This window comes from Vibrio sp. 10N.261.52.C2 (assembly GCF_041471425.1).
GTDB lineage: Bacteria > Pseudomonadota > Gammaproteobacteria > Enterobacterales > Vibrionaceae > Vibrio > Vibrio crassostreae_C.
The window spans coordinates 1-13,618 of sequence record NZ_JBFROH010000025.1; the positions used below are offsets into that span (position 1 = coordinate 1).

Genomic DNA, 13,618 nt, shown 5'->3' on the forward strand with positions numbered 1-13,618 from the left:
TTAAGATCCTGTCTATGTAGGGAGCTTAATCTCAATTTGCGACCTGTTTTACTCAGCTTTCATTCCAAGATCTAGATTAATGACCAAACTTAGTAAATCCTGGGTCACTGACGTTTGGATTGGTGAAGGAGCATGCTAACAATAACAACACAACCATTGCGGATCTAGTTTGACTCATGCGAACTAGCTCATTAACCAAGCGTGCATTGTCACTAGTTCCGATAATGGAGGCCAGCATTCTGGGAATTGGTTATCATCGGGAGCTAGGTGTTAGTTGTCAGAATTTATATGCTTCAAACTAGCATTGGTATAGGGGGCAATATGAAAAATACTCAAGCTTGTGAGATTTCTCCGATTATTAAAGCTTTAAGAAAACAGACTTGACGGAGTAGCCATCATCTAATTCTTAGGCTAACAGGGATTATTTATATAAACTTTAGTTTGGAAACAAAGTATCGGTCACCATCAAATGACGCTTTTTTTCACATTCGATCATCCTACCTGCGCCCTTTCTTGATCTTCCACTACAGTTTTGACTGTAAACTGTAGTAAAATTACGCTAATTTGTTTTTATACCGATTTATTTTGAATTGAACGAGGTCAGTCCTATGTCAGCTAAGAAGCCAATGGCTCTAGTGATCCTTGACGGTTACGGTTACCGTGAAGACAACCAAGACAACGCTATCGCGAACGCTAAGACTCCAGTTTTAGACGGTCTTATTGCTAACCAACCTAACACGCTAATCTCGGCTTCTGGCTTAGATGTAGGCCTACCTGATGGCCAAATGGGTAACTCTGAAGTGGGTCACACCAACATTGGTGCGGGTCGCGTGGTATACCAAGATCTTACTCGTATCACTAAGTCAATTTCAGATGGTGAGTTCGGCCAAACTGAAACGCTAGTGAACGCTATCGATAAAGCGGTGAAAGCTGAGAAAGCGGTTCACATCATGGGCCTTATGTCTCCAGGTGGCGTTCACTCTCATGAAGATCACATCTACGCAGCTGTTGAAATGGCAGCAGAGCGTGGCGCAGAGAAAATCTACCTGCATGCATTCCTAGACGGCCGTGATACGCCGCCACGTAGCGCAGAAAACACACTAGCACGCTTCCAAGAACTGTTCGCTAAGCTAGGTAAAGGCCGTGTGGCTTCGCTTATTGGTCGTTACTACGCAATGGACCGTGATAACAACTGGGATCGCGTTCAAGAGTCTTACGACCTGCTGACTCAAGCAAAAGCAGAATTCACGTTTGATACAGCGGTTGCTGGCCTAGAAGCGGCTTACGCTCGTGATGAAAACGATGAGTTTGTAAAAGCGACTGAAATCAAAGCAGAAGGCGAAGAGTCTGCCGCTATCGTTGATGGCGATGCGGTAATCTTCATGAACTACCGTGCTGACCGTGCTCGTGAAATTACACGTGCATTCGTTCCTGATTTCGATGGTTTTGCTCGTAACGTATTCCCAGCGATCGATTTCGTAATGCTGACTCAATACGCGGCAGACATCCCGCTTCTATGTGCATTCCCACCGGCTTCTCTAGAGAACACTTACGGTGAATGGCTATCGAAGGAAGGTAAAACGCAGCTACGTATCTCTGAAACAGAGAAATACGCGCACGTTACTTTCTTCTTCAATGGCGGTATCGAAGACGAGTTCGAAGGCGAAGAGCGTCAACTTGTTGCTTCTCCAAAAGTAGCAACGTACGACCTACAGCCAGAAATGAGCGCACCAGAGCTAACTGAAAAGTTAGTGGCAGCGATCAAAGGCGGCAAATACGACGCTATCGTGTGTAACTTCCCTAACTGTGACATGGTTGGCCACACTGGCGTTTATGATGCAGCGGTTAAAGCGGTAGAGTCTCTAGACGAATGTCTGGGTAAAGTGGTTGAAGCAATCAAAGAAGCTGACGGCCAACTGCTAATCACAGCGGACCACGGTAACGCAGAAATGATGGTTAACCCAGAAACGGGCGGCATCCACACAGCACACACTAACCTACCAGTGCCACTTATCTACGTGGGCAGCAAAGACGTTGAGTTCAAAGAGGGCGGTAAGCTGTCTGACTTAGCACCAACGATGCTTTCTCTGTCTGGTATCGCAATCCCGGCAGAAATGTCAGGTGATGTGATCGTTAAGTAATTAAATAGTTGTTTGGCTCAGCGGTTCACGTTGAGCTTTAACGATTTTGAAAGCCCGCACTTAAAAGTGCGGGCTTTTTTATAGATGTGAGATACGAGTAAGCGAGATGAGAAGAGCTTAAGAACGGATGCGTGATGTGAGATACGGGTAAACGAGTAGCGAAGAGCTTAAGGGCAGGAATTGGGTGAGAGAAATATGCAGAGGGGAACAGAAGGGCACGACCTTAAATAAAAGACGAAAAGAACAGTCTTGATGAATATCGAAAGAGTGACATTTCTTGAATGATTAGGTAGCTTAAGGCTCATACTATACTTGTCTTTTACCTTATATTTAGGCTGTTTATATGAACTCAAACCCAGACCGTTGGAAGCAACGACTGCAAAACTTAATGAAAGCGCAGCAAAGGCTTGAGAGAGCGTGCTCACAAGATAGCTACAATGAGTTAGAGCTCGCTGGGTTAGTACAAACTTTTGAATTTTCTTTCGAACTGACATGGAAGACCCTTAAAGACTTACTTGAGTTTGAAGGGTTTGATGTGGCTTCGCCGAGGAGCGTTTTTCGTACGGCCTTAGAAGCTAAGCACCTGTCTTCGGAGCAGTGTGAGATTATGCTTGAAGCACTCATAAAACGAAATTTATTGTCCTACACCTATGATGAGGAAAATGTCCTTGAAGCTCAGTCACTGATCTTAGAGTCATTTTCACCAGTGATAGGGCAAGTCACACTCTATTTAAAGCTTAAATGTGATCAAGAGGGTCAATGCGAACAAGAGGTTAAATGTGATCGATAGTTATTTGGGTAAACCAGACTCGGTCGGCCTTAAGCCTCATCAGTATCAGCTGATTGAGGATATTGTTTTGAACCATGTCTCAGTCATTCATGCCTGGGTATTCGGTTCTAGAGCCCTTGGAACTTATAAAGATAACTCCGACATCGATATTGTTATCGAGGGGCATGGGATTTCGTTAAGTGTCGTCGCAGGCTTGCAAGATCGTTTAGAACAGTCGTCGCTTCCATTCAAGGTTGACTTGCTCGTTAAGCATAGAATTACATCAAGCGAGTTACTTGCCCATATTGACACTTATGGGATTAAACTAAAGTAACCGAACGTATTATTATCAGCGTAACGGTGATGTTGATTCTTGAACCGATTGTTTACGTTTTGCCAGTTTATCTCGAATCTGAGTACCTGAATTGACTCGGTCATGTTTTTTATCATCAATAGAAAACGATAATAGTTTCATTAGCGCTATAGCTCCATCTCTACGCTTTCGATCTTCATAAGATTCAATCGTATCAGTGGACATTACCATCACCTCTTTGTAAGAAATTTTAAATATAGACTATATGTTGTCTGGTGATAATGGCGCTTCTTGATGGCGAAATTTTATATTATTGATCTAGTGAGATAAGGTTTACTTCTTTTTATTTAAGATCGAACGCTCAAAATCTAACAACCACTCTTTGCGATTCATACCGCCGGTGTAGCCGGTTAATGTTCCATTCGCGCCGATGACTCTATGGCAAGGCACAACAATACTAAATGGGTTCTTGCCATTTGCACCACCCACAGCTCTTACTGCTTTTGGGTTATCCATTATTTTCGCTTGTTCACCGTAACTGATGGTTTCGCCATAAGGAATGGTTGTTAAAGCTTGCCAAGCTACTTTTTGAAAGTCAGTGCCTTTTATCGCTCTTAATGGCAAATCGAATTCTATTCGATGACCTGCGAAGTACTCATCTAACTGTTTCGCTGCCAGTTGGCAAAGGTCATCTGGATTGCTAATCATTAGCTCTTCGTGATTTACATGGTCAATTTCAATAAGCGACACACCATTGCTAACAATGATCATCTTGCCAATTGGTGCGTCATAGAACATTTTGTAAGTGGTGTCTTCCATGTCATCTTCCTTTTTTTAGTCTTTTTCTGCTCTCAAGCTCTTCGAATCTCGTAACTGCTCTTAAGCTCTTAAATCTTTTCGCATCACGGTTACTCGCATCTCATATCTGCTCTTATATCTTTTCGCATCCCGTTTACTCGTATCCCGCATCTGCTTTACCCCTTACACGAAGCGCAAACAAGTACCCTGAAATACCGCCGACAATGTTCCCCAAGGCTAAGCCTATAAACAGCCCTTCGACACCATCAATTTGGCTGCCTATCCAAGCGAATGGCAAGGTAAAGACAAACAAACGCATGAAGCTCCATTGAAAGGCTTTGAGTGGTTGATGCATGGCATTCATCCCACTGATCAGCATCATCACAATGCCTTGGAATCCATAGCTAAAGGGCACGACTAACAGGTAATGCCACAATATGCCTCGGACGGATTCTTCTTGAGAGAACAGGGCAGCCAAAGGAATGCTCAACGGCACCATCATTAAGAAAATCAAACCTTGGAACATCACAGCAAAACGCATACTCAGAAACAGTGCCTTAAAACTGCGTTGTGGGTTGTTTGCGCCAAAGTTCTGCGCCATGAAAGGCGTAAGCGCCGAAGTAAGAGACATCAACACAATGATAAGAATGGACTCGATACGTTGCGCTGCGCCATACGCCGCCACGGCTTCAGTCCCTTGTTTGGCCAGCATCATCATGATGATAGCGCCGGCAAGTGGGTTCAGAGCGTTAGACAAAGCCGCTGGGGTGCCTATTTTTAAGATCTGTCGCCAGTCACTGACGATGTTTGTCAGCTTAGGCGGCGCAAGCAGTTTTTCTCGCACTATCAATACGTAGAGTGAGCCACACAAAGCACCAAACCAACTGAAACCACTGGCAATCGCAGCGCCTTGAATCCCCAGTTCAGGAAAAGGCCCATACCCGAAGATGAGTAGCGGATCTAAAACGCCATTGATAAGGCCAGCCAGTAGCATAATCTTGGCGGGTGTTTTAGTATCGCCGCTGGCACGAATGGCGCTGTTGCCTGCCATGGGGATGACCAAAAATGGGATCGCGAGATACCACACCGACATGTATTCCGATATCAGCGGCAACAACTCTTGCTTTGCTCCTAGCAGGGTAAACATAGGTTCTAAGGCGATAATACCTAATGTAGACGCGCAGCCGACCAGAAGCAGAGCCAGCAATAAGCCATGACAGGTAAAGCGTGCTGCATTTTGTGCGCTGCCTTGGCCAAGCAATCGACCGATACATGTCGATAAGCCAATACCAATCCCCATGGTGATGCAGTTGATGGCAAAGGTGACTGGAAAGGTAAAACTCACCGCGGCTAAGGCTTGGGTGCCAAGCAATGAGATGAAGAAAGTATCGACGAGGTTAAACATCAAGATCGCCACCATACCGAATATGGTCGGTATGGTCATGGTACGCAATGTACTCTCAATTGGGGCAGTTAATAGCCCGTGCTTATCTTGCATGCAAAACGCCGATAGAAACCAAAAGCGTAGGATAAACAGATGCGGGATACGAGTAAACGAAAAGCAGGGAAAGATGAGGGGTGAGAATCTGCACTTTAGCTCACAATTTTTTCGTTCCCCCCTTGGGATCTTTCACATCGCCCCCAACATATTGTTTGACCCACGCTAATCGTGGCAACTATCAAAATTTAAATGGAAATTATCAGGAGATAAGACCGATGAATATCCGTCCTCTACATGACCGAGTTATCGTTGAGCGCCAAGAAGTTGAATCTAAATCTGCTGGTGGCATCGTTCTAACTGGTTCTGCCGCAGAAAAATCGACTCGCGGTATCATTCTAGCTGTCGGCAAAGGCCGCATTCTAGAAAACGGTTCAGTGCAACCGTTGGACGTAAAAGTTGGCGATACCGTTATCTTTGCTGAAGGTTACGGCACGAAAACTGAAAAAATCGACGGCAAAGAAGTTCTGATTATGTCTGAAAACGACATCATGGCGATCGTCGAGTAATCTATTTTTCATTTAACTCTCAGTAAAAGTTATCAGAGCCAGTATTGGATGATTCATATCGTCATTCCAGAAATGAGGAACGAATTATCTGGAATCTAAACAGAGTGCGATTTGAGTAGATTCTGAATCACGTTCGTCCCTCACTGTTCAGAATGACGCGATAACGCTGAGACGCCCCGAAACAAAGAATTTGAAAGGAAATTAAGATGGCTGCTAAAGACGTTAAATTTGGTAATGACGCACGTATTAAAATGCTAGAAGGTGTAAACGTTCTGGCTGACGCAGTAAAAGTAACGCTAGGTCCTAAAGGCCGTAACGTTGTTCTAGACAAATCATTTGGCGCACCGACTATCACTAAAGATGGTGTTTCAGTTGCACGTGAAATCGAACTTGAAGACAAGTTCCAAAACATGGGCGCACAAATGGTTAAAGAAGTGGCTTCGCAAGCGAATGACGCGGCGGGCGACGGTACGACTACAGCAACAGTTCTTGCTCAAGCAATCATCACTGAAGGCTTAAAAGCCGTTGCTGCTGGCATGAATCCAATGGATCTTAAGCGCGGTATCGACAAAGCAGTTATCGCTGCAGTTGAAGAGCTAAAAGGCCTTTCTGTTCCATGCGCAGATACAAAAGCTATCGCGCAAGTAGGTACTATCTCTGCGAACTCTGATTCGACAGTAGGTAACATCATTGCTGAAGCGATGGAAAAAGTAGGTCGTGATGGCGTAATCACGGTTGAAGAAGGTCAGGCTCTACAAGACGAGCTAGACGTAGTTGAAGGTATGCAGTTCGACCGTGGTTACCTATCTCCTTACTTCATCAACAACCAAGAAGCGGGTTCTGTTGATCTAGAAAGCCCATTCATTCTTCTTATCGACAAGAAAGTTTCGAACATCCGTGAACTTCTTCCGACTCTAGAAGCAGTTGCTAAGGCATCTCGTCCACTTCTTATCATCGCTGAAGATGTAGAAGGCGAAGCGCTTGCAACTCTAGTTGTGAACAACATGCGTGGCATCGTTAAAGTGGCTGCTGTTAAAGCGCCTGGTTTCGGTGACCGTCGTAAGTCTATGCTGCAAGACATCGCTATCCTAACTGGCGGTACGGTTATCTCTGAAGAGATCGGCCTAGACCTAGAGAAAGTAACGCTAGAAGACCTAGGTCAAGCTAAGCGTGTAACTATCACTAAAGAAAACTCAACCATCATCGATGGCGCGGGCGAAGAAACAATGATCCAAGGTCGCGTTTCTCAAATCCGTCAACAAATCGAAGATGCAACGTCTGACTACGACAAAGAGAAACTTCAAGAGCGCGTAGCTAAGCTAGCTGGCGGTGTTGCAGTAATCAAAGTAGGCGCTGCAACTGAAGTTGAGATGAAAGAGAAGAAAGACCGCGTTGAAGATGCACTTCACGCAACTCGCGCTGCCGTTGAAGAGGGTGTGGTTGCTGGTGGTGGTGTTGCACTTATCCGCGCTGCATCTAAAGTTGCTGGCCTTGAAGGCGACAACGAAGAGCAAAACGTCGGTATCCGTGTTGCACTACGTGCAATGGAAGCGCCTATCCGTCAAATCACTAAGAACGCAGGTGATGAAGAATCTGTTGTTGCTAACAACGTTCGTGCTGGCGAAGGTAACTACGGTTACAACGCGGCGACTGGCGAATACGGCGACATGATTGCAATGGGTATCCTAGATCCAACTAAGGTAACTCGCTCTGCACTTCAGTTCGCAGCGTCAGTTGCTGGTCTTATGATCACAACAGAAGCGATGATCACTGATAAGCCACAAGATTCTGGCCCTGCAATGCCTGATATGGGTGGCATGGGCGGTATGGGTGGCATGGGCGGCATGATGTAGTGCGACAAGGGTCGCATTGACTGTTCCTCAGGATAATGTACTGAGGTGGGCGGAAATATCATTGGATATAACCGCCCTAGTTATCAACTCCGAGGATGTAATGATAACGCTCTGCCTAGAGTTCCTCTCACCCAACCTCCATACCCGAAAGGGTCTTCGAAACGGAAATATGTCAGAGGCAGCGTGCTGCCTCTTAGTTAACTATGCCGATGTGCATTCAAAGTAATAATCTTTGGCACCAACGCGCAGGAAACTGCCTTTAAAAAGGAAAGACATGGGACCGACATGCCAATGGTTTGGCATGCCCTCATAAACTGCAGCTCTTGGCTTCTTAGCTGAAAGTGAGTACTCCTCGCTGACAGAACAAGAAGAGGTGCTTCAACAGTCAATTGACTGAAGCTTGTGTTTGTATTGTCTTACTCTCAACAACAGTTTGAGTGATAAGACCTACTTTGTAGCAAGTAGTAGCCTAGGGATAGTGCGAATCTGGTAACGGATTGGTGCGAAGCTTCCTGACAATGTACTCCCTGAAAAGGTGTGTCGTTTGCGCGAGCAAATAATACAGATATCGGTAATGACGACCGATTGAGAGGCTAGGCTTGGTTATAAGGTTAACGTATGTGAACTACTGATAAACAACGTCAGCCGCGACGAGCGAAATGTCTTTGTTTGTAGCAATCAATCTAGGTTGATTACTGCAAGGCGCTCTGACCAAAAGGTATGTGGACAGGTTATTCCTTTTACATCTGGGATTACGCTACTGTTGTGCCACCGTTGAATAGGTAGAACCTAAGTAACTAATTGTACAAATACAGGAACTTGGTAAGCCCAATTATTCGCCCTCGAGGCAGGTAACCCGTAAGGGGAGCTGTTGGATGAGTGGGTATGGGAGCGATGGATAAAGCGAATGCTTGGCTGTAATCGCCAAGATAGAGGTTCAGACTTTGCCTCAACTCGAAAGAGTGCAGACTTCCATTAGGTCTTTAATCGTAAGAAGGCTTGTAAAGCCGAAGGATGACTAGTGAACTTCGTTCGCTGGTTGATACTTGTCCCCCTAAGGGTGAATGATACTTCACCCTTAGGGGAGATCTATCTTCACTCCACATGGGGGATCCACCATGAGGAAAGCAAGATGAGTAAGGCACAGTGTCTACCTGCATTCTCATACTCGAACGATAGCTGGCAAACCATTAATTGGAAGCTATGCCATCAAAGAGTAAAGAAGCTACAAGTACGGATTGCGAAGGCAACTAAACACGGCGATAACAGGCAAATTAAAAAGCTACAGCGCATGTTAATACGCTCTTTTTCTGCCAAAGCGATAGCGGTAAAACGGGTAACCGAAAACCGTGGAAAGAAAACATCAGGTGTCGACAAAGTACTTTGGAATACACCAACTTTGAAATGGGATGCTATTCAATCTCTAACGAGTAAAGGCTACAAGCCAATGCCGTTAAGGAGGGTTTACATTCCTAAATCTAATGGTAAAGAACGTCCGCTAGGAATACCGACCATGCGTGATAGAGCAATGCAGGCACTGCACCTGTTAGCGCTAGAACCTGTATCGGAAACCAAAGCGGACAGACATAGCTATGGATTTCGTCCTCACCGCAATTGTGCTGATGCTATTGAACAATGTTTCGTAAACCTCAGTCGCAAGAGTAGTGCCCAATGGGTATTAGAGGGGGATATTAAAGGGTGTTTTGATTTCATTAGTCACGATTGGTTAATCGCTAATATCCCTATGGATAAAGTGATACTCAAGAAGTGGCTTAAATCCGGATTTATGGAATCTGGAAGTTGGAATCCAACAGAAGCAGGTACACCGCAAGGAGGAATTATTTCTCCTGTACTTGCGAATATGGCTTTAGACGGGCTAGATGCGGTGCTGGAATCTCATTTCGGGAAGAAAAACACCAAAGCTAGTTATAAAACTAAGGTTAACTATGTGCGATATGCTGACGACTTCGTCATCACTGGCATCTCGAAAGAGTTGTTAGAGCAAGAAGTACTGCCAATAGTTGAAGCCTTTATGGCGGATCGTGGGTTAGAACTGTCGAAGGAAAAAACATTAATCACACATATAGAGAATGGGTTTGATTTCCTAGGGCAGAACGTTCGGAAATACAAAGGCAAGATGTTAATCAAGCCTGCGAAAAAGAATGTGAAAGTCTTTTTGAAAAACATAAAAGATTATCTCGATAGTCACAAAACGGCTCCAGCGAGTGCAATCATTGCCAAGTTGAACCCGATGATCAGAGGGTGGTGTAATTACCATCGTTGGATCTGTGCTAGTGAGACATTCAAGTATGTAGATTACCGAATCTGGAAGATGCTTTGGCGTTGGTGTCGACGTATCCATTCTAATCGCCGAAAACGCTGGATTAAAGATAAATACTTTAAGTCAGTAGGGGATAGGAATTGGGTATTCAGTGCACCAAGACCAAAAGAGGAAGATGGCTACTACCGTCTGCTTTACGCATCGAGAGTGAAAATCGACAAGCATGTAAAGATTAAGGCATTAGCGAATTGTTACTTACCAGAAGATGAGCAATATTTTGAAAGTTTGACGATCAGAAGATTGAAGAAATCTTTATCAGGTAACATGAAGCTTTGGAAGATTGCCGAAAGGCAGGGTTTCCAGTGTGCGGTATGCCACCGGCAGTTTGCCTCTGAAGATGAATGGGATGTTCACCATATCATTCGACGAGTCGATGGTGGTTCGGACAATAGCGAAAATCTTATGATGTTGCATATTAATTGTCATAGGCAATTACATGTTTGAGTTGCTGGCATTTACTTAGGTAGGTGCTTATAAAGGCTTGAGCCGTATGCGGGGAAACTCGCACGTACGGTTCTTAGGGGGCGGTGTCGCAGTAATGCGTCGCTGCTACCCTACATCATCCCCCTTTCTCTATAGCAGAGAAAGTCACACATAAGCTTTAGAAAACGGAGACTTCGGTCTCCGTTTTTTGCTCTTAAGCCTTATTTATTCGCATCCCGTATCTGTATTTCAGCTTCACCATCACCCTTTTTTCCAAAGCTCCTTGGTCAGCCTGCCTTGTGCGTAAACTGTTGTTCATCAATTTTTTGCAGCATCATGTCACGCTTAAATGGTTTTGGAAGATAATCGTTCATTCCACACTCGAAGCAATGTTTAATATCATCATCGAGCACGGATGCCGTTAAAGCGAGGATATGTGTTGCCTGAAGTTGCAGGTTTTCTTCATAGCGCCTGATTCGCTCTGTTGCCTCAAAGCCATCTACATTCGGCATCATGCAGTCCATCAAGATAAGGCCGATGTCTTGATGATGCTCTTTATATAAATCAATCGCTTCTTGTCCATCATTGGCAACCCAATATTCAATCCCTAACTTATCTAAATTGATACATACCACCTTCTGATTTACGCGGTTATCTTCAACTACGAGGACTTTTTGACGTACAGTCGCTTCTATCGGCTCAGGTTGATGTTGAGGGGGTTGTGGCTGTGACCTTTCAAGCACGGAGTTCAACATGCTACTTAAGCGGGAACCGAGCATAGGAAGAGTCACATAGCCTGAGATAAAATGACACTCACTCATAGGATCACTAAGATTATCTTTCACTATGATGATTTTCACCTCTGGTGCTAAGCGATGCAGTGTTTTGGCTTGGTTAATATCTTCCATCAAAGCGATCTCTGGGAGGTCAGTTGCCGCCAAGTTTGTTTCGATTGATTTTAGTTGTGGTGAGTAACCAAGGCGGAACAAGTCATCGAGTAAAAGTTTCGATGGCGCATCTGAATAATAGACAACGGTTTGTTTACGATTTTTATGTTCAGAATGATCTGATGGCACTACGGCTAATTGGAAATGAAAGCAACTGCCCACGTCTTTCTCTGACTCAACGCTTATCGAGCCTCCCATCATTTCCACCATACGTGACGAAATACTAAGCCCTAATCCGGTCCCCGCAATATTGGAGGTGATGTTGGTATCTTCTTGGCAAAACGCTTTGAAAATGTGCTCTTGTTGGTCTGCTGCGATACCAATACCTGTATCTCGAACAGAAAACTCGACCACACACTCTGTTTCCAATGATGGAAGCCATTTAGCGGTGAATACGATAGAGCCTTGTTCTGTAAATTTGATCGCATTTGAGGCTAAATTCATCAACACTTGGCGAATCTTATTCCCATCAACATGAATGTACTCTGGGAGCTCGCCATCAATTTCAACTTCCAACTTAATCTGCTTTTGATAAGCTTTAGAAGAAATCAGAGTCACGCTATCAAACAGCAGCTCTCTTAAGTCTGTCGTATGTGGATTAATTTCCAGTTTACCCGATTCAATTTTGGACAGATCGAGAACATCGTTGATCAACATAAGTAAGGTTTGAGAAGAGGTATAGATAGTCCCAAGGCAGTCTTTCTGTTCTGCGGATAGTTTGGTTTCTGCCAGTATTTCTGACATACCAATCACGCCATTAAGCGGTGTCCGTATCTCATGAGACATATTGGCAAGAAAGGCACTTTTTGCACGGTTTGCTTGTCGTGCTTTCTCTTGTGAAACAATCAATTGAGTTTCAAGTTGACTGGCACGCCACACAACATAAAGCAGCACCAGTAACGTCACCCCTCCTAATGCGGCTGTCGATAAGTAGCTGTACGACTTTATCTGCGTCAGGCTCTCTGCGATCTGCTTGGGTGTTTCGGTGAAAAGTAAGTTGAGCTCATCTTCAACATGATAAATACTGCTGGTGAGTTCTCCTTTGAGGCCGCTATCAGAGCTGTACCCGACACTCTTTAACCCTCGCTGCAATCGCCAAAAGTGGCGTTTAAAATTATTAAACGAAGCTAATGCACTGATCGTTCGGGAATTCTGTTCTATTTCATCTTGGATTTTGAACAATGAATCGACAATCTTATCTAATGTTGTCTGATCAAAATCGGTAAAGAACTGATACATGAGATCTTGTGTTTCTAAAGTCAATTCTTCAAGCTGCACATTATTGGATTCATGTACGAAGCGCTCAAGTGTCAACGCTGCATTTTTTAGTTTCTCAATGAGCCCAAGTTGGTCCCTCTTGCCATGTATGCTGACTAACTCAAGGGCTAATAATGTAAAGGCGGTGTGGTACTCGTCGAGATACTCGACAACTTTGGCATAATTAAAAGAAATATTGAGGTCGCTTCGTACGATTTTCCCATCGATCTCAGCCAGCTTTTCGATCAGCTGACTTCGCTTTATATTGAGTTGTTCTTGAATCTCTGGTTGCCTTGTGGAAACAAACTGCTGCTCTTGTCGTCTGACAGAGAGCATAACGCTATAAGCTTCAGAAAGACTGAGCTGGAGATTAATCATGTCCTGCTCTTTGTTCTTCAGAGCATGGCTAACATAGATATAGAGGCCTAAAAATAACACGATAGCCAAAAAACCACGCGAAATAATTGCTTTAATGGTCTGTTTATTCGTAGGTTCCTTAACCATGCTATTCCCGCTGTTTCATATCGTTCTATTCCTATATTAGAATTTAGTTTATTTTCAGAATTTTACGAACATTAGTTTTTGAATACCTGAGGTCTGTTGAGCTTTTATCAATAAATTTTTTAGGATGACATCGCTTTAGATGCGGCAATAAGTGTGTGGGCTATAAGCTTGTGAAACATGTTGATTTTCTCGCCTAGATTTTTGTTTGGAATAATAAGCGTTAGAGCGGAGGTTTCGGTCTCTGTTTTTTTTGCTTTTCGCATCT

10 protein-coding genes are annotated in these 13,618 nt (G+C 44.2%); 6 read left to right on the plus strand and 4 right to left on the minus strand.

Annotated elements, in window-relative coordinates; all coding sequences use genetic code 11:
• Window positions 1–608 precede the first annotated feature (608 nt).
• From gpmM to AB4307_RS10360, 3 genes are all read left to right on the plus strand, one after another.
• Complete coding sequence (gpmM, locus tag AB4307_RS10350) at window positions 609–2,141, plus strand: 2,3-bisphosphoglycerate-independent phosphoglycerate mutase (protein ID WP_017067156.1); 1,533 nt, start codon at window positions 609–611, stop codon at window positions 2,139–2,141.
• Between the two features lie 343 nt (window positions 2,142–2,484).
• Window positions 2,485–2,931: an HI0074 family nucleotidyltransferase substrate-binding subunit gene (locus tag AB4307_RS10355; RefSeq protein WP_102320020.1), complete on the plus strand. Its 447-nt coding sequence runs from the start codon at window positions 2,485–2,487 to the stop codon at window positions 2,929–2,931.
• Complete coding sequence (locus tag AB4307_RS10360; protein WP_102427676.1) at window positions 2,921–3,244, plus strand: nucleotidyltransferase family protein; 324 nt, start codon at window positions 2,921–2,923, stop codon at window positions 3,242–3,244. Before AB4307_RS10355 ends, AB4307_RS10360 begins: the two co-directional genes overlap by 11 nt.
• Before the next feature lie 15 nt (window positions 3,245–3,259).
• Here AB4307_RS10360 and AB4307_RS10365 read toward each other — a convergent pair whose 3' ends face one another.
• The 3 genes from AB4307_RS10365 to AB4307_RS10375 form a co-directional block, all read right to left on the minus strand.
• Entirely contained in the window at window positions 3,260–3,448 is a 189-nt protein-coding gene (locus tag AB4307_RS10365) for a hypothetical protein (protein WP_017063158.1), read from the minus strand.
• A gap of 108 nt (window positions 3,449–3,556) precedes the next feature.
• Window positions 3,557–4,042 carry a methylated-DNA--[protein]-cysteine S-methyltransferase gene (locus AB4307_RS10370; protein WP_017063159.1) on the minus strand — a complete coding sequence of 162 codons (486 nt, stop codon included), beginning with the start codon at window positions 4,040–4,042 and terminating at the stop codon, window positions 3,557–3,559.
• Between the two features lie 133 nt (window positions 4,043–4,175).
• A complete protein-coding gene (locus AB4307_RS10375; RefSeq protein ID WP_372131821.1) occupies window positions 4,176–5,519 on the minus strand; it encodes an MATE family efflux transporter in 1,344 nt (447 codons plus the stop codon).
• A gap of 218 nt (window positions 5,520–5,737) precedes the next feature.
• Here AB4307_RS10375 and AB4307_RS10380 point away from each other — a divergent pair, with 218 nt between their 5' ends.
• From AB4307_RS10380 to ltrA, 3 genes are all read left to right on the plus strand, one after another.
• Window positions 5,738–6,028 carry a co-chaperone GroES gene (locus AB4307_RS10380; RefSeq protein ID WP_010433998.1) on the plus strand — a complete coding sequence of 97 codons (291 nt, stop codon included), beginning with the start codon at window positions 5,738–5,740 and terminating at the stop codon, window positions 6,026–6,028.
• A gap of 206 nt (window positions 6,029–6,234) precedes the next feature.
• The gene (gene groL / locus AB4307_RS10385) at window positions 6,235–7,881 is read left to right on the plus strand and encodes a chaperonin GroEL (RefSeq protein WP_017061290.1); all 1,647 of its coding nucleotides are present in this window, start codon (window positions 6,235–6,237) and stop codon (window positions 7,879–7,881) included.
• 1,132 nt (window positions 7,882–9,013) lie between these two features.
• Window positions 9,014–10,666 carry a group II intron reverse transcriptase/maturase gene (gene ltrA, locus AB4307_RS10390; RefSeq protein WP_108156761.1) on the plus strand — a complete coding sequence of 551 codons (1,653 nt, stop codon included), beginning with the start codon at window positions 9,014–9,016 and terminating at the stop codon, window positions 10,664–10,666.
• A 266-nt stretch (window positions 10,667–10,932) separates the two neighbouring features.
• Here the strand turns inward: ltrA and AB4307_RS10395 are convergent, their stop codons facing one another.
• Window positions 10,933–13,227 carry a hybrid sensor histidine kinase/response regulator gene (locus AB4307_RS10395; RefSeq protein ID WP_372131823.1) on the minus strand — a complete coding sequence of 765 codons (2,295 nt, stop codon included), beginning with the start codon at window positions 13,225–13,227 and terminating at the stop codon, window positions 10,933–10,935.
• Window positions 13,228–13,618 lie beyond the last annotated feature (391 nt).

Coding starts and splice junctions, on each gene's coding strand:
- gpmM (WP_017067156.1), top strand. CDS start 609: ATGTCAGCTAAGAAGCCAATGGCTCTAGTGATCCTTGACGGTTACGGT.
- AB4307_RS10355 (WP_102320020.1), top strand. CDS start 2,485: ATGAACTCAAACCCAGACCGTTGGAAGCAACGACTGCAAAACTTAATG.
- AB4307_RS10365 (WP_017063158.1), bottom strand. CDS start 3,448: ATGTCCACTGATACGATTGAATCTTATGAAGATCGAAAGCGTAGAGAT.
- AB4307_RS10370 (WP_017063159.1), bottom strand. CDS start 4,042: ATGGAAGACACCACTTACAAAATGTTCTATGACGCACCAATTGGCAAG.
- AB4307_RS10375 (WP_372131821.1), bottom strand. CDS start 5,519: ATGCAAGATAAGCACGGGCTATTAACTGCCCCAATTGAGAGTACATTG.
- AB4307_RS10380 (WP_010433998.1), top strand. CDS start 5,738: ATGAATATCCGTCCTCTACATGACCGAGTTATCGTTGAGCGCCAAGAA.
- groL (WP_017061290.1), top strand. CDS start 6,235: ATGGCTGCTAAAGACGTTAAATTTGGTAATGACGCACGTATTAAAATG.
- ltrA (WP_108156761.1), top strand. CDS start 9,014: ATGAGTAAGGCACAGTGTCTACCTGCATTCTCATACTCGAACGATAGC.
- AB4307_RS10395 (WP_372131823.1), bottom strand. CDS start 13,227: ATGATTAATCTCCAGCTCAGTCTTTCTGAAGCTTATAGCGTTATGCTC.